The 18,753-nt window shown below is 33.2% G+C and carries 20 protein-coding genes and 1 tRNA gene; 14 read left to right on the top strand and 7 right to left on the bottom strand.

What is annotated here, in order from left to right; genetic code table 11:
* Positions 1-45: 45 nt before the first annotated feature.
* A complete protein-coding gene (locus tag R2I74_RS07280) occupies positions 46-2,586 on the top strand; it encodes a valine--tRNA ligase (protein WP_316355351.1) in 2,541 nt (846 codons plus the stop codon).
* 52 nt (positions 2,587-2,638) lie between these two features.
* Here the strand turns inward: R2I74_RS07280 and R2I74_RS07275 are convergent, their stop codons facing one another.
* Both R2I74_RS07275 and R2I74_RS07270 read right to left on the bottom strand, forming a co-directional pair.
* Complete coding sequence (locus R2I74_RS07275) at positions 2,639-3,982, bottom strand: class I SAM-dependent methyltransferase (RefSeq protein WP_316354967.1); 1,344 nt, start codon at positions 3,980-3,982, stop codon at positions 2,639-2,641.
* Between the two features lie 64 nt (positions 3,983-4,046).
* Positions 4,047-4,652: a phosphatidylglycerophosphatase A family protein gene (locus R2I74_RS07270; protein WP_316355349.1), complete on the bottom strand. Its 606-nt coding sequence runs from the start codon at positions 4,650-4,652 to the stop codon at positions 4,047-4,049.
* 51 nt (positions 4,653-4,703) lie between these two features.
* On the opposite strand from R2I74_RS07270, the gene R2I74_RS07265 reads away from it, so the two are divergent.
* The 9 genes from R2I74_RS07265 to R2I74_RS07225 all read left to right on the top strand — a co-directional run bounded on the left by R2I74_RS07265 (position 4,704) and on the right by R2I74_RS07225 (position 8,840).
* Positions 4,704-5,000 carry an EscU/YscU/HrcU family type III secretion system export apparatus switch protein gene (locus tag R2I74_RS07265; RefSeq protein ID WP_316354964.1) on the top strand — a complete coding sequence of 99 codons (297 nt, stop codon included), beginning with the start codon at positions 4,704-4,706 and terminating at the stop codon, positions 4,998-5,000.
* A 54-nt stretch (positions 5,001-5,054) separates the two neighbouring features.
* Complete coding sequence (locus R2I74_RS07260; protein WP_316354962.1) at positions 5,055-5,357, top strand: hypothetical protein; 303 nt, start codon at positions 5,055-5,057, stop codon at positions 5,355-5,357.
* A 2-nt stretch (positions 5,358-5,359) separates the two neighbouring features.
* The gene (locus R2I74_RS07255; protein ID WP_316354959.1) at positions 5,360-5,623 is read left to right on the top strand and encodes a hypothetical protein; all 264 of its coding nucleotides are present in this window, start codon (positions 5,360-5,362) and stop codon (positions 5,621-5,623) included.
* On the top strand, positions 5,607-6,374 hold the full coding sequence (fliP, locus tag R2I74_RS07250) for a flagellar type III secretion system pore protein FliP (RefSeq protein ID WP_316354957.1): 768 nt from the start codon (positions 5,607-5,609) through the stop codon (positions 6,372-6,374). The genes R2I74_RS07255 and fliP overlap by 17 nt, the downstream gene beginning before the upstream one ends.
* A 129-nt stretch (positions 6,375-6,503) precedes the next feature.
* A tRNA-Gln gene (locus tag R2I74_RS07245) sits at positions 6,504-6,578 on the top strand.
* 248 nt (positions 6,579-6,826) lie between these two features.
* Positions 6,827-7,345, top strand: coding sequence for a flagellar basal body rod protein FlgB (gene flgB / locus R2I74_RS07240; RefSeq protein WP_316354955.1), 519 nt, complete (start codon positions 6,827-6,829; stop codon positions 7,343-7,345).
* Positions 7,345-7,809, top strand: coding sequence for a flagellar basal body rod protein FlgC (gene flgC / locus R2I74_RS07235; protein WP_316354954.1), 465 nt, complete (start codon positions 7,345-7,347; stop codon positions 7,807-7,809). The genes flgB and flgC overlap by 1 nt, the downstream gene beginning before the upstream one ends.
* Positions 7,810-8,232 carry a flagellar hook-basal body complex protein FliE gene (locus R2I74_RS07230; protein ID WP_316354953.1) on the top strand — a complete coding sequence of 141 codons (423 nt, stop codon included), beginning with the start codon at positions 7,810-7,812 and terminating at the stop codon, positions 8,230-8,232.
* 38 nt (positions 8,233-8,270) lie between these two features.
* On the top strand, positions 8,271-8,840 hold the full coding sequence (locus R2I74_RS07225) for an OmpH/Skp family outer membrane protein (protein ID WP_316354951.1): 570 nt from the start codon (positions 8,271-8,273) through the stop codon (positions 8,838-8,840).
* A gap of 6 nt (positions 8,841-8,846) precedes the next feature.
* On the opposite strand, the gene R2I74_RS07220 is transcribed toward R2I74_RS07225, so the two are convergent.
* From R2I74_RS07220 to R2I74_RS07200, 5 genes are all read right to left on the bottom strand, one after another.
* A complete protein-coding gene (locus R2I74_RS07220; protein WP_316354949.1) occupies positions 8,847-9,671 on the bottom strand; it encodes a M23 family metallopeptidase in 825 nt (274 codons plus the stop codon).
* Between the two features lie 98 nt (positions 9,672-9,769).
* A complete protein-coding gene (locus tag R2I74_RS07215; RefSeq protein WP_316354947.1) occupies positions 9,770-10,528 on the bottom strand; it encodes a LicD family protein in 759 nt (252 codons plus the stop codon).
* On the bottom strand, positions 10,525-12,882 hold the full coding sequence (topA, locus tag R2I74_RS07210) for a type I DNA topoisomerase (RefSeq protein WP_316354945.1): 2,358 nt from the start codon (positions 12,880-12,882) through the stop codon (positions 10,525-10,527). The genes R2I74_RS07215 and topA overlap by 4 nt, the downstream gene beginning before the upstream one ends.
* Before the next feature lies 1 nt (position 12,883).
* A complete protein-coding gene (dprA, locus tag R2I74_RS07205) occupies positions 12,884-14,041 on the bottom strand; it encodes a DNA-processing protein DprA (RefSeq protein WP_316354944.1) in 1,158 nt (385 codons plus the stop codon).
* Between the two features lie 250 nt (positions 14,042-14,291).
* Positions 14,292-14,903, bottom strand: coding sequence for a peroxiredoxin (locus R2I74_RS07200; RefSeq protein ID WP_316354943.1), 612 nt, complete (start codon positions 14,901-14,903; stop codon positions 14,292-14,294).
* Between the two features lie 190 nt (positions 14,904-15,093).
* Here R2I74_RS07200 and R2I74_RS07195 point away from each other — a divergent pair, with 190 nt between their 5' ends.
* From R2I74_RS07195 to R2I74_RS07180, 4 genes are all read left to right on the top strand, one after another.
* Entirely contained in the window at positions 15,094-15,855 is a 762-nt protein-coding gene (locus R2I74_RS07195) for a M15 family metallopeptidase (protein ID WP_316354941.1), read from the top strand.
* A 247-nt stretch (positions 15,856-16,102) separates the two neighbouring features.
* Complete coding sequence (locus R2I74_RS07190; RefSeq protein ID WP_316354939.1) at positions 16,103-16,468, top strand: HIT domain-containing protein; 366 nt, start codon at positions 16,103-16,105, stop codon at positions 16,466-16,468.
* A 2-nt stretch (positions 16,469-16,470) separates the two neighbouring features.
* Complete coding sequence (asd, locus tag R2I74_RS07185; protein WP_316354938.1) at positions 16,471-17,487, top strand: aspartate-semialdehyde dehydrogenase; 1,017 nt, start codon at positions 16,471-16,473, stop codon at positions 17,485-17,487.
* Positions 17,484-18,650 (top strand): hypothetical protein, encoded by a 1,167-nt coding sequence (locus R2I74_RS07180; protein WP_316354936.1) that lies wholly within the window; start codon positions 17,484-17,486, stop codon positions 18,648-18,650. The genes asd and R2I74_RS07180 overlap by 4 nt, the downstream gene beginning before the upstream one ends.
* Positions 18,651-18,753 lie beyond the last annotated feature (103 nt).

Raw genomic sequence — 18,753 nt, 5'->3', positions numbered from 1 at the left:
TATATTTGATGATTTTCGCTAATTTTAACTTAATTGACTGATACTATGCAAGAGTTATTAAAGAACTATAATTTTCATGACAATGAACAAAAATGGCAATTATACTGGCTGCAGCACAATACTTATATGTGGGATCAAAATGCATCACGTGAAGACAGTTTTATAGTAGATACGCCACCACCTACTGTGTCAGGACAGTTACATATAGGTCATGTTTATAGCTATACTCAAACTGATTTTATCGTCAGATTTCAGCGAATGATCGGCAAAAATATTTTTTATCCAATTGGCTTTGATGACAATGGTTTGCCGACAGAACGTCTGGTTGAGAAACAGAAACAAGTAAAAGCTTCATTGATGGAACGCAAGGAGTTTATTGAACTTTGTAAGCAAGTAGTCACCGTAGAAGAAGAGAAATTTCGCTCATTGTTCAAGCAAATAGCTTTATCAGTAGATTGGACGTTGGAATATCAGACTATTAACCCATTATCACAAAAAATTTCACAAATGTCATTTTTGGATCTGGTAGCCAAAGATGAGGTTTTTAGAGACCAGCAACCAATGTTATGGGATCCTGTAGATCAAACTGCATTAGCACAAGCTGATATTGAGGATAAGGAAAAACCTTCCTTCATGAATGATGTGGTATTTTATACCGATAAAGGTGAACAATTAATTATCGCTACTACTAGACCGGAAATGTTAGCGGCTTGCGTTGCCGTGCTTTTTCATCCCGATGATCCGAGATATCAACATTTGCAAAATCAATATGCTATTACCCCATTATTTGAGGTTAAGGTACCGATTATCGCTGATGAGTTAGTGCAACCGGACAAAGGTAGTGGATTGGTGATGTGCTGTACTTTTGGCGATAGTACTGACATTAAATGGTGGCAAAAACATCAATTACCATTAAAAATTATTATTAATAAATCTGGACAAATTGCTGATATTACCTTTGATTCCAATTGTCAAAATATTCAAAAAGCCACTGAGTTTGCTAATGAACTACAGGGTTTAAAAATTGTTGCTGCACGGACTAAAATCATTGAAATTCTAAAAACTGCAAATTTGTTGACCGCTCAAAAAGAAATTACCCATACGATAAAATGTGCCGAACGTTCTGGGGCTCCACTTGAGATCCTCACTACTGATCAATGGTTTATAAAAACACTACAACATAAAGAAACTATGTTAGCGCGTAGTAATCAGCTTAATTGGTATCCTAAATCAATGAAAATCCGTCTTGATAATTGGATTAATAGCATCGCCTGGGACTGGTGCATTAGTCGTCAACGCTATTTCGGAGTACCATTTCCAGTATGGTATTCCAAGCGTGTTGGTGAAGAAGGCAAAATATTATTTGCCAATATTGAACAGCTGCCAGTTGATCCTTTAACTGATTTGCCAAAAGGTTACAACAAAGATGAGGTAGAGCCTGATCGTGACGTAATGGATACTTGGGCTACCAGCAGTGTTTCTCCGCAATTAGCTACTCATGCCATTTCTAAACAATATGCCGTAGACTGGGAACGTCACTTGAAATTATTTCCTACGGATTTAAGACCACAAGCTCATGAAATTCTAAGAACTTGGGCTTTTTATACTATCTTAAAATCACATTTGCACCAAGATAGTTTGCCGTGGAATAATATCATGATTAGCGGTTGGTGTTTGGCTTCCGACCGCAGCAAAATGTCTAAGTCAAAAGATAATGTGATCTCACCAGAAAAATTACTGCAGGAATATGGTGCCGATGTTATTCGTTACTGGGCTGCAACTTCAAGACTTGGAGCTGATACTGCTTACTCAGAAGACATTATGAAAAACGGCAAACGTTTAGTCAATAAACTATGGAATGCCGCAAAATTTGTTAGCACCCATTTTGATAAATTATCTCCAACTGATTTGCTGATGTCATATAGCGAGATCAAACATAAAATCACTCATCCACTGGATCAATGGCTGATTAATAATGTCGTTGATTTAACTGCATCAGCACAACAGGCGATGCAAAATTATGAATATGCCTCAGCAATGCATGCGGTTGAACAATTTTTTTGGTCAAGATTTTGTGATAATTATTTAGAAATAACGAAAGTAAGAGCCTATAATGAAGAAGACATGGATGTAGGTGGGCAACAAAGCGCTATTCTAACTTTGTACCATAGTTTGCAAATCATATTAAAACTGTTTGCACCCTTTATCCCGCATATTACTGAGGAAATTTATAGCGTATTATACCGTAACGCCAGTCTTACTCATTATCAGAAGAGTATTCACGCCAGAGGAAGTTGGCCAGACGTTAAAGAATGGCGATTTATTACCGAGAATGATAATAATGTCGAGAATTTATTAATTATTTTGGCGCTGATTAGATCAGCAAAAGCTGCTAAGAATTTATCAGTTAAAGCACCAATTAAACTATTGGAAGTTACCGGTTGTTCCTTATTATCAAGTTTAACTCAGGATTTAGCAAATGTGGTGACTGCTGAAATTATAAATTATGTGGATGATTTTTCTACAAAAAATGGGCAGCAATTAGATGATCGACATCTTGCAGTCAGTATAATTTATAAGATATAATCGTTTACTATTCTTGAGGTGTTTGGCATTGCGCACAAAATTTTGTGAGCGTTTACGGTTTTTTAAATAAATCAACATTTTTATGTCTAAGAAGAAGAACTCCCGCCTTTTGAAAGGGCATTAATGTATTCTTTACATTCTGAATTAGCAACTTATCATCAATTTTTTCACCTATTTCAGCTATTATAGCATTAAAAATTTCTCTAAAACTCAAAGTTTCACTAATCATATATTTAAACAGATATTTTGTAAAATTTGCAACTGGCAAACTAACATTCAAATTATCGCAAATTACAGGAGATTTCCAAGAATAATTAATAGAACCACCGACAAGATTAGGGTTTGCTTCTAAATAATCATAAACCTGTTTTGCTAAACCATTTATAGTATAAAAATATGGCACATTATCTAAATCATCAAAGGAAGCTATCGTGTCTTTTTGTTTAGAAACAAAAAAACTATGGTTAATTATTTTGCCGGATATTATTTCGCACATTGCTTGTTGTTCTACTAAATCTCTTTTTTTCAGCTCAGTTAGCAGCGCTTGATCAGTAATGTAATTCTCTAGCCTTAAAAGTACTCTGCTTTGGTAATGACTAAAGTCAATAAAATAAAGACCAGCTTTAGCTACAAAATCATAAAGCTCAGGAATTGTATAAGATCTATCTTGTTTGTGTAAAAACAAATCATACATTCCTACATCACCCATAGTAAGGTCATTCATTAAATCTTTACCCCTAACATACCAATTTGAACTAGGTAAACAATTAACTATAGCCCAACCATTTTTTACCTCTTCTGTCCTGGAAGTAGCATTTTTATTTACCATTTGCATAAGTGTTTGCATATGATAAACACCAGTGCTGCCATAAGTAGCATACACCATAAGACTCATACCACCCTTTTCTGTCAGAGAGTCTTTTAAAATTTTTAACCCCAAGTCTGGATCTTCTAGATGGTGCAAAACTCCAATACAGTTAATATGATCAAATAATCCAAGTTTTAAATTTGGGATATTTAAAATACTATCATTAACCCATTTAATATTTTTTAAACCTCTAATTTTCGCTCTTTCTTTAGCTATATCCATACTTGTTTTGCTAAAGTCTAAATATACAATTTGTGCATTTGTATCTTTTAACTGTTCAGCAAAATAAATAACAGCATCTCCAGTACCTGCACCTGCAACTAAAACTCTAAAACTATCTTTAAAACTCTCTTTGCCAGCATAAAGCCAATGATTTAACTCACCAACATAACTATCAGATACCCATATTAATCTTTTTTCCTCATCTTCTGGATTCCTTAGCGGATAAGGATAATCTAGGTATTGATCTTGAACAGCTTTTATATCTTCAGCAAATTTCTTGGTTTCTTTTTTGTTTTTCTTAGTCATCAATTATTACCTCATTAACATACAAATCAATTATTATCCACTTTCAAAGCTGTAATAAAAGAACTTAGCTGAACCAATCAATAATTGTAAAAGTTAAAGCATAATGCATAACAATAGCTAAAATAGCTGCTGCTACATCATCTATCATGACTCCTATTGCACCATTAATATTTTTATCCAACCAATCAATTGGCCATGGTTTGACTATATCAAAAAATCTAAATAAAGAAAAAGGTAATACAAATAAAAATATAAAATCTATAGCCCCGGCATTCAAATACCCTATAAGACCAGAATACTGAACAAACGCTACCGAAAATGAACAACATGTAATCACTAACATCTGTCCTGCTACCTCATCGATCACAACCTCTTGAGGATCTTTTTTATCAACAAAATATAGATATTTAGTGGTAAAATATAAACCAATAATAAACAGTAATATGCAAGCTAATAGCAATATAATAAATAAGCTCAATAATTCCCTTTCAACCAACACAAGATTTAATTTAGAAAACGAAAAAACAATTTGGTTAATTATGGTAAAATGGGCTATTATATAAGCAAGAGGAAATGCTGCTAATGACCCCAAGGTTCCGGGACAATATTTTGCTTTACCAATAAAACAAAAAGTAACGACAAATTCTATAATCTTTTCTTTTTTTAACATCATTATTATTATTATGTTAATTTTATAAAAATTTATTCTAGTATAGTTATTATGTATAATTATAATAATTTTTCTAAGGGAACAAAAGCAGTTGCCCTGGGATACAATGAAAAAACAGATATCGCACCAAAAATATTGGCTAGCGGTAATAATTTAATTGCTGATCAAATACTTGATATAGCTAGAAAAAACAATATACCAATTCATCATGACGCAGACTTAGTCAAAACTTTATCTATACTAGAAATTAATTCATATATTCCGTTGGAAGTTTACGGAGTAGTTGCAAAGATTATATCTTATATTTATGAAAAGAATCACCAAGTCAAAAATAAATATACAAAATAAAATAAACTTTTTTATAAGCTATTGTTGATAAAAAGCTTTGGGAAGAAAAATCTAATGGAAAAGAATAAAGTAACGTGGGAAGAAATGCTACAGAAATTTGATCAATTTGAACAGCTATTAGATACTAATATTCATGATAGTAAGTTAAATGATTTTTTTGTTAACATCAGAGAAGGTTTTTCAAACGGAACTTTTCAACAGCAGCACATTGTTGAAGCAAAAAACAGAGTGACAAATATAATACAAAAAATCGCTGAACGAAAACAAGATTTACAACAACAAAGTAACAATTTAATAGAGCAAAGGTCGCAGTTTGATAGTTACATCAAGGTATCGCATATCAATAAAAAAAATTGATTATGGAAATAGCGGTCGTTTCTAAAGTTTTGCTTTCTTTAATATTTATCGTGGTCTTAATGTATTGTGTGCTGAAAGCAATACAAAAATATGGTAAATTCGCACACAAATTAGGGCATCCATCAAATAGCATGCAAATTGCTGCAATATTATACATTGATGAAAACGTTAAAGTTGTAAATATTCGTCAAGCTAAAAATAATTATATTTTAGCTGTGGGTAAAAATAATATAGTACTAATAGATAAGTATGCAGATATCGAGTAATCATAAAACTTTTTTATATCCCCTACTCTTGTTAACTGTAACCTTATCTTTTATAGCTATTGCCCCTACAACTTTTGCTGCAACTAGTAGTGATCTTGAAAATATACTAAATAATGGTTCCACGACAGGCAGATTAATACAAATATTTTTGCTAATTGCAGTTCTTGGACTTGCGCCGTCAATTCTGATTATGAGCACTTCCTTTGTTAGGATATCTATCGTATTATCAATTGTTAGAACAGCGCTCGGACTACAGCAAACTCCTCCTAATCAGGTGATCATTAGTCTATCTTTATTCTTAACTTTTTTTATTATGTCTCCTTCACTAGAAATTGCTTATGAACAAGGGCTAAAGCCACTGCTAATTGAGCAAATTACTGAGGAAGAAGCTTTGCCACTGATTATTCAACCATTTAAAAAATTTATGGTTAATAATACCAGAACCAAAGATTTAGATTTATTTATCTCAATTGCCAAAGTAGACGTTCCTAAGGATATTAATGATCTACCATTAAAAGTAATTGCTCCATCTTTCATGATAAGTGAACTAAAACGCGGTTTTGAGATAGGATTTTTGATCTTCTTACCGTTTTTAATCATCGATATAGTAGTAGCAAGCATTCTGATGGCCATGGGAATGATGATGATGCCACCAGTAATGGTAGCCTTACCTTTTAAAATAATATTCTTTGTACTTATTGATGGTTGGTATTTATTGGCAGGTAGTTTAATACAAAGTTTTGTAACTTAAATAACCTATGCTAAAACCGCTAATAATTACACAAGCTATAATAATTAAGTTTGTTGACTGATTATTGATTTACTGTTATAAAGCGGGATATATGGCGTTTAGTCTTTAAACGCAGTAGCCATAAGTTTTTGGGGCGTAGCCAAGTGGTAAGGCAACGGTTTTTGGTATCGTCACCCGGTGGTTCGAATCCATCCGCCCCAGCCATTTCTTAGTCATTCATATTTAAAATAAAAAATATATCTCTTTGACAAAGCTCAAGATTTAAGAAGAAAATTTGAGCACAGCATCGACACACTATTGACTGCAACGTAAAGTTTGTAGGAGGGGTCTAATCATCTTTATCACATATTTGCTACATATTATACAGCAGTTACTATAAATTTAATTTGCAAAACATCATAAGTTTAATTACATTATACTAGCTTTAAACGTAACCAAAACATAATCTAGATATGTTAGTATTAGATATATTATCAAATAAACGTTACGCTCTCAAATTTGTGGTAGCAGCTGTATTACTTATGTTATTTACTGCAATTCCAAAACATGCTTTTGCTCAGCCCAATAAGAATCCAAATACCCCAACTAATGAATTACTGCGTTCATATCTAAAACTTGCCTCATTTAAGCATAAGGTGTTGGCAAACAACGTAGCTAACATTAATACCCCTGGATATAAAGCGAACGAAGTAGCTACTCCACAAAAAACAGAAGATTTGCAGAATGTTGCTAAATCTAGAAAATTACGTCTGACAACAACATCAAATAAGCATCTAGCAGGTTATAATCAGCAAGATAATGATTTTGCGGTAAATAAGTTAAAAGATCCAGATGAACTCAAACCAAACGGTAATAATGTTTCTCTTAGCCAACAATTAACTAAGATATCGCAAAATCAAATAAACTATGATACGACGCTACAAGCTTATAAAAGTAGCAGTGGTTTAATTACATCGGTGTTAGGGAAGTGATGTATATATTCGTTTTTTTATTATTGTTTATTAATCACACAGTATTTGCATTAGAGGATGATTTGCAGAAAGCTTCATCTATTGCATCGCATGGTATTAAAGTGCAAGCCGAACGTCTTAAAATTGCTGCTGAGAATATTGCTAATGAGGATTCAACTAGTTTTCAACCTGGGGGCAATCCTTATCAGCGTAAAATTTTATTTACTAAAAATGTTTTTGATAAAACTTTAAAAACTAATATACTTAGAGTTAAAAAAATAGATGTGGATAAAGCGCCTTTTATTTTAAAATATGACCCTCACCACCCAGCGGCAGATTTAAATGGCTATGTTAAATATCCCAATATTCATAAAGAAATAGAAAGAGCTGATGCTAGCGAAGCCCAAAGAAGCTACGAAGCTAATCTCAGTATTATTGAACAGTCAAAAAGTATGATGCAACGAACTATAGAAGCGATTAAATAAATGAGTGTTAATAGTATTTTACTACTTGCCCAGAATGCATATAATAAAGTAAGTGAACAACCTCATGTTGAAAATTTACAAGAGGCCACTAATTTTCATAAAATGGTTAATGTCGCCTTTAATAATTATGCGCACATGTCTCCAGACCAAATCTTACAACACATCATTCATGCTAAAGCATCTAGCTCAGTAAATGTGAATGCTGCTGCCGGCAGTAATGGTATTGCTGAAAGCATAGTTGGGGAACTACGCAAAAAAGTTGGCACGCATGAGCAAACTATCCGTAAATCTATGATTAGCGAGGCATCATTGGCTGATTTAATGTATGCTGCTAACGAAGCAAAAAATACTGTACAAACTATGGTGGCTTTACGCGATAAGTTTTTGGAATCTTTTGAAAAAGTAATGAATATGCAGATCTAATAATTTTAGAAAATTTTGTTAAATTAATAATTAATTATGTGAATAATAAAAAAAAAATAACAATAACATGTTGGCAATTATTTACTTTGCTGAGTATATTTTTCATAAATCAGCCTAACTTATCGATTGGTGTTGAGCATAAATTTAATACCAAAATTGCCGTGGTTGATGTTCAATCTATTTTAGAACATTCTGTTGCTATGCAAAATATTAGAAAATCTATAGATGCAATAAGCAGCAAAATGCAGCAAGATGTCTCACAAAAAGAAATAGAATTAAAAAGAATTGAAGAAGAATTAATAAAAAAGCGTAGTGTTCTTAATGAAGAAGCTTTTGAAAAAGCAGTAAGCGATTTTAATCAAAAGGTTAGCACTGCTCAAAAGGATATGCAGAATAAAAAAGCTCGCCTTGAGCAAGCTCATGCCGAAGCAATTCGCAAGGTTCATGATGCCACAATTACTGTCATTAGTGATTTAGCTAAAAAATATAATTTTAACCTGGTGTTACCAAGTTCTCAGATACTATTTGTTACAAATGAGCTTAACATCACTCACGAAGTAGTAGAATTATTAAATAACAAAATAAAAACTATAAAAGTAAATTTTTAAAAATATTCAATTTTTCAAAGAATGTGCAACAAAGTCCAATGGATTTAGCTGTTTATCATTTAATAAAACCTCAAAATGCAGATGTTCTCCTTTAGTATTACCACTATTACCTTGTAACCCAATTTTCTGTCCTCGTATCACTAGCTCTCCTTCCTTAACATAAATTTTATTTAAGTGGGCGAATCTAGTGCTAAATTTATGACGATGAGTAATTTCAACCATATTACCATAACCACCTACTCTACTAATTTTACTCACAACGCCAGTAGCAGTAGCATAAATTGGGGCGGATTTATGTCCAACTAAATCAATTCCATAATGAAAACTTCGTCGCTTGGTTATCGGATGTTTACGCATACCATAATTACTGGTAATTTTAGGATTTAGTATTGGGATGAGCAGTGGAAGATGTTGCAAAATTTGATCTAATCTTGATAATTCGTGTAAATATATGATTTGCTGGTGGCCATCTATTGCTGAAAAAATATTACCAGGTTGATTATTATATAGAATATGACTTGCTGTTCTTAATTCTGTTCGAGATAAAAAATTGTACTTATTATTTAATTCAAATAACAACTTTTGCGATTTTTGTATTTTTATCATTGCTTGCTGATTTATTATATTCAACCTGTTGGCATAATGACTATTAAATTTAGTTAAAAAATTCTGGGCGTAAGCATCATCATTAATAATACGACCAACATCTTTTGCGTATAAACACTGAGCTTTAGTATCGGTCAAATTATAAACTGCTATTAAATAACCGCTCTTTATTTGATAATTCTTTTCAAGATTAACATCAATTTTATTAAGTAATTTTTGGCTCACATTGCTAGTGGTGCTGCAAGCAGAGATTATGAGTGCCAACAAGAATAATACACTTATTCTGAACGGAATAATTATCAAACCTATACTCTCTAATCTAATTATTTAACTCGGTTTTTCAATGGTTCCTGCGGTTCAGCCGGTACTAGAAATTCTTTAATTAATTTTACTTTTGTCATCTCAACCCCAGCCGGACGTCCAACTGCATGTTGATTCCAAATAACTGCATATTGATCCCAGTCACGGTAATACCTATCTAATAAAGGCAAAGGATTATTAGGACCAGTTACTTTTATTTGACCAAAATCGTACATCTTTAATGGGAATAACTCTTCTTCATAAAAGAAATAGTTAGGAAATTTATGCCGAGCAGCTATATGAGCATATGTAATTTTATCATCTATTCTACGACAAATAAATATATCCAGAATCGGGTATTCTGTATCTTTAGGCATAATGTGATATATAAAATGATGATTAACTTTATAACCAATATCTGCAAATTCATGGAGAATATCCTGAAGCCTTAATTCATCCTCATGCATTATGCAAATATCTAAGTCGTCATCATAATGTATTAATCCATGATGCCGCACTGCACCAAGTAAGGTACCACTATCTATCCAATAGTTAATATTATGCTTTACTAAAATTTCATGAGTATCTTTCATCATCTGGTATAGCGTTAAAGCGTGTTCCGGTTTCATGTAGTATTTTTGGAACTCTTCAATAGTAAATTCAGCATAACGCCATTTTGGCTTTGTTGGTTCATCTATATACAAATAAAAAAAATACGATGCCGTTATTATAAATAATATACCTACTAATCGTTGTCTGAAGCTAAAGTACGGTTTTTTCATGTTTTCTTAGTAGCAGTTTTTTGCTTGTTACTATTTTTGATTTTATTAGCATTAATAATGTCTACAGCAGTATCAATAGTAATATTAAATGGGTCTAATGATTTAGGAATCGAACAAAAAGCATTATCGTGTTTAAGATAGGGGCCATATTTACCTATACCTAGCATTATTTCTGCACATGACCCAGGATACTCCCCTATTTTCAAGGGTAAGTTAAGTAATTTCCGAGCAATTTCAAGCTTTAAATTGTTTGGATCAAGTATCGAAGGTAGCGGCGTGCGCTTCGGTTTCTCAAGTTTAGATAAATTTTCTCCCAATTGTACATACCAACCATATGGTCCTTTTTTCAGGTAAATATCTAATCCAGTAATGCTATCTTGGCCAATTAATCTATTATTATTATCTTGTTCAGGCTGAGTAGCGTCCGAATCAATATTGGTGGCGGTCAGCGATTTTTTAAAGTTACATTCTGGATAATGATCGCAAGCAAGAAAAGCACCAAATTTTCCCAATCTTAAATGTAATTGACCGTCCTTACATAGCGGACATTGCCTGGCTGTAGTAGAAGTGTGATCTGAGCCAAATAAATAACCAGTTAATGATTGCTCAATATAACTAATAATATCAGTAATTTTTTGCTCACTAACTGAGCTGATATTGCCGTTAAATCCCTGCCAAAAATTACCTAACAACTGTTTCCAGTCAAGCTGTCCACCAGCTACCTCATCAAGTTCGGTCTCCAAAGCAGCTGTAAAATCATATTCAACATACTTTTTAAAATACCCCACCAAAAATGTTGTCACTAAACGCCCTAATGGTTCAGGAATAAAGCGTTTCTTCATTAAATTCACATATTTCCTTTCCTGTAGCACTGATAAGATACTAGCATAAGTTGATGGTCTGCCAATACCCAGCTCTTCCATCTTCTTAACCAAACTTGCCTCAGAATATCTTGGTGGCGGTTCAGTAAAATGTTGCAACGGATTTACACCTATGGTTTTAAGCTGTTCCCCTATCGCTAGATTAGGCAGGATTTTAGCTTCTTCTTCCTGCTCGTCATCAATACCCTCACGATAAATTCGATAAAAACCGTCAAATTTTATTGTTGAACCGTTAGCTCTAGCTACAAACCTATGATCATGCGAATTAATGGTGGCGACTACCGCATCAATAACTACATTTTCCATTTGACAAGCCATCGAACGTTTCCAGATCAAATCATATAATTTATGATGATCTTTATCCAATTGGCTACGTAATTGATCCGGAGTTAAGTTAATGTCAGTTGGCCTAATCGCTTCATGTGCTTCTTGAGCATTTTTGACTTTGGATTTATACTTCTTGAGATTAGTTGGCACATATGCATCGCCAAAAAGATTTTGTATTAATTTACGAATGGAGTGAATTGCATCATCAGCCATGGTAACACCATCGGTACGCATATAAGTAATTAAACCGATAGTATTACCCTCAATATCTATCCCTTCATAAAGTTTTTGGGCGATTTGCATAGTTTTTTTTGCGCCAAATCCTAGTTTACGCGCTGCTTCTTGCTGTAATGAGGAAGTAATAAAAGGCGGCGGTGGTTGTCGTTTTTGTTGTTTGTTCTCAATATCGCTTATCGAAAATGCTGAACCATTTAGACTATTTACTAATTCAGCTGCTTGACTTTCATTAGTGATATGAAATTTATCTAATTTATGGCCATCAATATGAGTTAACCTGGCTTTAAAAGCTTCTGCTTTCTGATTAAAAAAATCAAACCAAATATCCCAATATTCTTCGGTCTTAAATTGTTCGATTTTATCCTCTTGTTCGCAAATCAAACGTAATGCCACAGACTGTACTCTTCCAGCCGATTTACAACCAGGTAATTTACGCCATAATAATGGTGATAATGTGAATCCCACCAAATAATCTAAAGCACGCCTAGCTTGCTGAGCATTAACTAAATTAATATCAATTTTTCTTGGATTCGCCATGGCAGCAATTACTGCCGTTTTAGTAATCTCATTAAACGCCACCCTGTTAAACATCGTATCTGACGATACTATATTTTTTTCTTTGATGATTTCCATGATATGCCAAGAAATTGCCTCACCTTCTCGATCAGGATCGGTAGCAAGATAAATAGCGCTCGCTTTGGCAGCTTCATTGGTAATATTGGTAATATGTTTACTGGCTTTATCAGTGATCGCATATTTCATCATAAAATCTTGCTCTGGCAACACTGATCCAGTTTTTGATGGTAAATCTCTTACATGTCCTACTGACGCAATAACTTCAAATTCATTGCCCAAATATTTTTTGATGGTTTTAGCTTTCGCTGGTGATTCTACTATTACTAATTTCATATCATTTATAAGCTAAACAAAATTTATTTCCTGGGCTTCTAATAATGCTACCAGCTAATTCAAGCTCCAATATTATGGTATAAATTACTGGCAGCGGCATCTTTGCTGCTTCGACTATAGTTTCAAACTCAATCGGAGTACTTGACAGCAGATTCATAATAGTTTTTCGCATGCTATCATCAATCTGATTCAGATATTTATGATCTACAGGCTTATAATTATTATCATAACGTTGTAAATCTTCAAGTGGTGTCATTAATTTTTCATAATCCGGAACATTAATATTAGCAATTATATCTTGTGCTGACTCAGTCAAATGCGCTCCATCTTTAATTAATTTATTAGTACCACTGCTTCTAGGATCCAAAGGAAATCCTGGCACCGCAAAAACTTCACGATTCTGCTCTAAAGCAAACCTTGTGGTAATTAAAGAACCTGATTTAATAGTAGCTTCGACTACCACCGTGCCTAAAGATAACCCGGAAATCAATCGATTACGTTGTGGAAAATGCTGACTTAGCGGTTTAGCCCCTATCGGTAATTCAGCGATAATTAAACCAACATCTGCAATAGTATCGTATAATTTTTGATTTTCTGGTGGATAAACATAATCTATTCCTCCAGCCATTACTGCTATTGTCTTGGCTGGAGACGCTTTATGAGCCGCAGTATCTATACCTCTAGCAAACCCTGAAACTATTACATAACCTTGTTGTATTAGTTCTGACGCTAATTTACCAGCAAAAAACTGACCATTCGCTGAAGCGTTTCTGGCGCCAACAATTGCAATCGTTAGTGGCGCAGCAAATAGTTCAATATTACCTTTATAACAAAGTATCGGTGGTAAATCAGGAATTTCACGCAAGAGCTTGGAATATTGTGCACATTTATAAGAAATAATTTTTGCGCCAAATTTATCCAGTAAATCTAATTCCTTGATGGCATCATCATATGAACACACCTTAATTGGCTTAAATCTACCACCACGTACAGAAAACTCTGCTATATTCTCTAAAGCTGAAGTCGCATTACCGAATAAATTCAATAAAGCCAAAAATGTTCTTGAACCAACATTCTCGCTTCTAATTAACCTTAAAATATCTATAATTTCACTAGTATAAGTATGTGATTTCTTACCTAGCAACAATTCTTTAAGCATTATTCATAATGTTCTGTACAAATGAAGTGAAGCTTCTGGATCGCAGATAACTAGATTTCACACTCTCACCTGAAATTTTTATAATTAATCGTTTAGAAAGTGACTTTGGCATGAGGATAGACGAAGGTAAAAATCAAGGAGTGCTAGGAGTATCAAAGTCGAGAAGCACAACGTACTAAAGTACGTGAGCATCGCAGATCTTTAGATACGACACCGCAATCCGAAGATTTTCACCGAGTATATGGTGTATTTATAGTTTATCAGCATTAGAAGTCAAATAATCAGCCACTCCTTTTTGTGATGGAGTCATCCCCTCATCACCTTTATGCCATCCAGCCGGACATACTTCTCCATTTGTACTATGAAATTCAAGCGCATCAATTATACGCAATGTTTCTTCAACACTTCTACCTAGTGGCAGATCATTAACTAATAAATGACGTACAATAGAAAGTTCATCCAATAAGAATGTACCGCGTAAACTAATTCCATCATCATTCAGAACATTGTAAGCACGTGCAATTTCCTTGTTAATATCTGAAACCATAGGAATCTGAATATTACCCACCCCACCTTTGTTGTTAGGAGTGTTTTTCCAGGCCAAATGCGAAAAATGTGAATCAACACTAATAGCAATTAACTTGGTGTTTCTTGAAGAAAACTCTCCTAATCGATTGTTAAAAGCTATAATTTCCGAAGGACAAACAAAAGTAAAATCGAGGGGATAAAAAAATATAACAGCCTTATGACCTTTGGTATAATTTTTTAAATTAAAACCAAGTTCAATAGTATTGTCTGGCATAATTGCTTTTGCCGTAAAATCTGGGGCTACTTTTCCAACAAACGCGTGTGTATCTTGCATATATAAACCTTGCTCCTTATAAGTTAATTCAATTATACCACTAAGATACAGTTTACAATAAATCTGGTATAAAAAATAGAGAATACTTATAACGCATTAGTAAATCAACATAAGAATAGCTTTACACGGCAAAGATTTTAAATTAAACTAATAAACTGCAGGTTATTAGTTCATATACCATCAGTTATTAATGATGAAATTCTATTCAATTATTTTTATTTTACTTTTTAATGTAACTGCGATGAATGCTATGTCACTTGAATCATCTAATACAAATTTACCAGAGGGGTTTGTATATCTTCATGAAGTTGATCCTTCCATTATTCTGGAAATGAAATATGCTGGTAACGATAATTTTATCGGCAGTAAAATTGATGGCTATATTATGCCAGTTGCAATATTAACGAAACAAGCAGCTGAAGCTTTAAAAGCAGTGCAGAAAGACTTACTCACATATGATTATTCTTTGGTAGTTTATGACGCATATAGACCTAATAAAGCTGTGCAACATTTTGTACGCTGGTCAGAAACAAATGATACTAAAAACAAAATAGCTTTTTATCCATATGTAAACAAAGCACAAATAATACCTCTTGGTTATATAGCAGCAAAATCAGCTCATAGTCGTGGCAGCACTGTTGATCTTACTATTATTAATGTACACCACACACTTCAACTAGCTAGTGTTATTAAACAACGTACTTTAACTGATGGCTCTATAATCCCATACCACGATGATGGCACCATAGATATGGGTTCGTCTTTTGATTTATTTGATGAAGTTTCTCACCATGATTCTAGAAAAAATATCCCTGACTTAAATAATAAACGTAATTTTTTAAAAGAAATGATGATCAAACACGGTTTTATACCGTACGCAAAAGAATGGTGGCATTATACTTTAGCCAACGAACCATTTCCTGATCGTTATTTTGACTTTGACGTAAAATAAATGTATTCGAACAAAGAACGTTCAATAAATAGTCAAGTTAAGGAAAATTGACACTCAATAGTCATTAGCGAGACCACTATGTTGCCGTGGCAATCCAGCTAAATAGTCCATTTTTGGATTGCATCAAAGCTTAAAGCTTCTCGCAATAACGGGTTCGTATCGTCTCTTTTTCTTAAACTTGACGATTTATTGAACGTCTCCTCGAACACGATCACCTCGATCCATGATAAAAATACTAGGGACGACAATGACCTCCTCACTTTATGACGAAGATAACATATTTGCACAGATTATTGCGGGGAAAATCCCAGCTAAAAAACTATATGAAGATGAACAAATTCTAGCAATTCATGATATCAACCCTGTAGCTCCGATACATGTACTAGTACTTCCCAAAGGACATTATATTGATTACAGTGATTTCATCCATAAAGCTTCGCTAGAACTGATAAAACATTATTTTACTAAAATTGATGAAATGATACAATTGCTTGGTCTATCAGCTGCAGGGTACCGTCTAGTTACAAATAAAGGTAGCGAATCTGGGCAAACAATTTTTCATTTTCATACCCATATTATTGGTGGCAGACAGCTTGTTGGTCGTGTTGGGTAGTTATGACAAAAAAATATAATATCGCCGTAGTTGGCGCCACTGGTAATGTAGGCTCTAACGTCCTGGAAATACTGGCTGAAAGAAATTTTCCCATAGCCGAAATAAATGCCGTTGCTTCAAGGAGTTCTGTTGGTAAATCAGTCAGTTTTGGTGAGAAATTATTAAAAATATCAACTTTAGATAGCATTGACTTTAATAAAATTGATATCGCGTTTTTTGCTGCTGGTTCCACTATAGCTAAGCAATATATACCTAAAATCGCAAATAATGGCTGCATAGTAATTGATAAATCATCATATTTTAGACTTAATCCAGACGTTCCTTTAATTGTTCCAGAAGCAAATTCTATTGATCTCAAAAATTATAGCAAAAAGAATATAATAGCCAATCCAAATTGCTGTACTATTCCCTTAGCTGTAATTCTAAAGCCTCTTGATAATGAATACAAGATCAACCGAGTGGTAGCTTCAACCTATCAATCTACTTCTGGAGCAGGTAGAGCTGCTATGGACGAATTATATAGTCAAACTAAAGCAAAATATGTTTTTCAAGATCGTCAACCTAGTGTTTTTAAAAAACAAATAGCCTTTAATTTATTCCCTCATATAGGAGATTTTAATACCGATGGTTCTACTTCAGAAGAATCAAAAATTGAATCAGAGGTTAAAAAAATTATGGGGACTCAGTTACAAATCAGTGTTACCTGTGTTAGGGTACCAATATTTCTTGGACATTCTATCTCAGTAAATATTGAATTCTCGGATAACATTAACATTAATGAGATAACAGAAATTCTAAGCCAAGCCGATGGTATCAAGGTACTATCATCCACTACCAGTGAACAATATATTACTCCAGTAGAAGTAGCCGGTCTTGATGCTGTATATGTTTCTCGAATTCGTTCTGATAATAGTAGAATGAACAGCATTAATTTATGGATAACAGTAGATAATTTACGTAAAGGAGCAGCATTAAATGCTGTACAAATCGCTGAAGAACTAACTAGGTACATAAAATGACTACAGTTTTAAATGAAATCATGCAATATATCCAGAAACATAATGCCAAGTTTTTATCTTTAAAATTTGTCGATGAGATTGGGGTGCTGAGGCAACTTGATATTGCAGTAAAAAATCTTCAAACCAATGATCTATTCATTACTAACAACAACATGCAATTACAACCTATCAAAGCTAAATATTTTTTAGATCCTTTCAGAAGTTTACCAACAATATTTTGTTTGTGTGAGAATTTAACAGATAAATTAGATGTACGAGCACAAGTTAAAACCCGTATAGAACAAAGTACAGCCTCATCCAACATACCATGTGAGTGCCATATCGACTTTAGTGTATTAGAAATTACAGAAAAGCACTTTGAAGAACCTGTTAAAAAAACAGCTAAATCTATCACCTCATCAAATGTTGATATATATAATTATACCCCATCAATAACTTCTCCTAATATTTTAAGCACTGAATTAACTACAGAGGAAAGCTCAAAAATTCTTATAGAAGTAAATGAAAGAGCTAATTTTGAACATTTTAAAGAAATAACTTTAGAGAAAAAAAGAATATATTACGAAAAACAAATAGAACCTATAGATAAATCATCAAATTTAAGAAGTGAAATAGTAAATATTCTTGAAAATATTGGGATTAAAACCAGCTTTCATTGCCATAATAACCAAGAATCAGGTTGTAGAATTGGTATTGTTACCGATGACATTTTAAATATGGCCGATAATCTGATAATTACCCAATATATCATTGAGAATGTTGCTAACAGCTACGGCAAAGCTGTCAATCTTACACCATATAAATTTTTAAGCGAACTAAGTCATAATTTGAACAATGAAACTGATCCTCGTAATACCATAAAATTATTTTTATACTTTTCTAATTATGAAAAACAAATAGCAAAATCATTTATGTTAAATGTACAACAAAATGCAAAAAACATCTTATCTTTTGAGCGAATTGGCCAAAACATTAATTTGGATTGGTTTAAGCAAAACACCGGCATTAGCATAGATTTTTCAACTATACCGATAAATCCTTATTTAGCTTTTAGTTCGATTATTTTATATGGAGTTGGTTATAATGGTAATCTTTTATCAATCTTATCGCAAGAAACATTAAGAGCACTATCCACATATTACTCAGATCTATTGATTAGCTAGGTTCTAAAGAAACTACATACTTAATTTAGAAAATCCATGCTAAAACATTTACCTTCTTAAACCATTTATATTCAAAACAGTAAGTTGACGAGAGTGTTCACTG

Origin of the sequence: Candidatus Trichorickettsia mobilis, assembly GCF_963422225.1 — a bacterium.
Lineage (GTDB): Bacteria > Pseudomonadota > Alphaproteobacteria > Rickettsiales > Rickettsiaceae > Trichorickettsia > Trichorickettsia mobilis_B.
The sequence above is the reverse complement of the archived record's forward strand: the minus strand, read 5'-3'. Positions and strand labels throughout refer to the sequence as shown.

Coding starts and splice junctions, on each gene's coding strand:
- R2I74_RS07280 (WP_316355351.1), top strand. CDS start 46: ATGCAAGAGTTATTAAAGAACTATAATTTTCATGACAATGAACAAAAA.
- R2I74_RS07275 (WP_316354967.1), bottom strand. CDS start 3,982: ATGACTAAGAAAAACAAAAAAGAAACCAAGAAATTTGCTGAAGATATA.
- R2I74_RS07270 (WP_316355349.1), bottom strand. CDS start 4,652: ATGTTAAAAAAAGAAAAGATTATAGAATTTGTCGTTACTTTTTGTTTT.
- R2I74_RS07265 (WP_316354964.1), top strand. CDS start 4,704: ATGTATAATTATAATAATTTTTCTAAGGGAACAAAAGCAGTTGCCCTG.
- R2I74_RS07260 (WP_316354962.1), top strand. CDS start 5,055: ATGGAAAAGAATAAAGTAACGTGGGAAGAAATGCTACAGAAATTTGAT.
- R2I74_RS07255 (WP_316354959.1), top strand. CDS start 5,360: ATGGAAATAGCGGTCGTTTCTAAAGTTTTGCTTTCTTTAATATTTATC.
- fliP (WP_316354957.1), top strand. CDS start 5,607: ATGCAGATATCGAGTAATCATAAAACTTTTTTATATCCCCTACTCTTG.
- flgB (WP_316354955.1), top strand. CDS start 6,827: ATGTTAGTATTAGATATATTATCAAATAAACGTTACGCTCTCAAATTT.
- flgC (WP_316354954.1), top strand. CDS start 7,345: ATGTATATATTCGTTTTTTTATTATTGTTTATTAATCACACAGTATTT.
- R2I74_RS07230 (WP_316354953.1), top strand. CDS start 7,810: ATGAGTGTTAATAGTATTTTACTACTTGCCCAGAATGCATATAATAAA.
- R2I74_RS07215 (WP_316354947.1), bottom strand. CDS start 10,528: ATGAAAAAACCGTACTTTAGCTTCAGACAACGATTAGTAGGTATATTA.
- topA (WP_316354945.1), bottom strand. CDS start 12,882: ATGAAATTAGTAATAGTAGAATCACCAGCGAAAGCTAAAACCATCAAA.
- dprA (WP_316354944.1), bottom strand. CDS start 14,041: ATGCTTAAAGAATTGTTGCTAGGTAAGAAATCACATACTTATACTAGT.
- R2I74_RS07200 (WP_316354943.1), bottom strand. CDS start 14,903: ATGCAAGATACACACGCGTTTGTTGGAAAAGTAGCCCCAGATTTTACG.
- R2I74_RS07195 (WP_316354941.1), top strand. CDS start 15,094: ATGATGAAATTCTATTCAATTATTTTTATTTTACTTTTTAATGTAACT.
- R2I74_RS07190 (WP_316354939.1), top strand. CDS start 16,103: ATGACCTCCTCACTTTATGACGAAGATAACATATTTGCACAGATTATT.
- asd (WP_316354938.1), top strand. CDS start 16,471: ATGACAAAAAAATATAATATCGCCGTAGTTGGCGCCACTGGTAATGTA.
- R2I74_RS07180 (WP_316354936.1), top strand. CDS start 17,484: ATGACTACAGTTTTAAATGAAATCATGCAATATATCCAGAAACATAAT.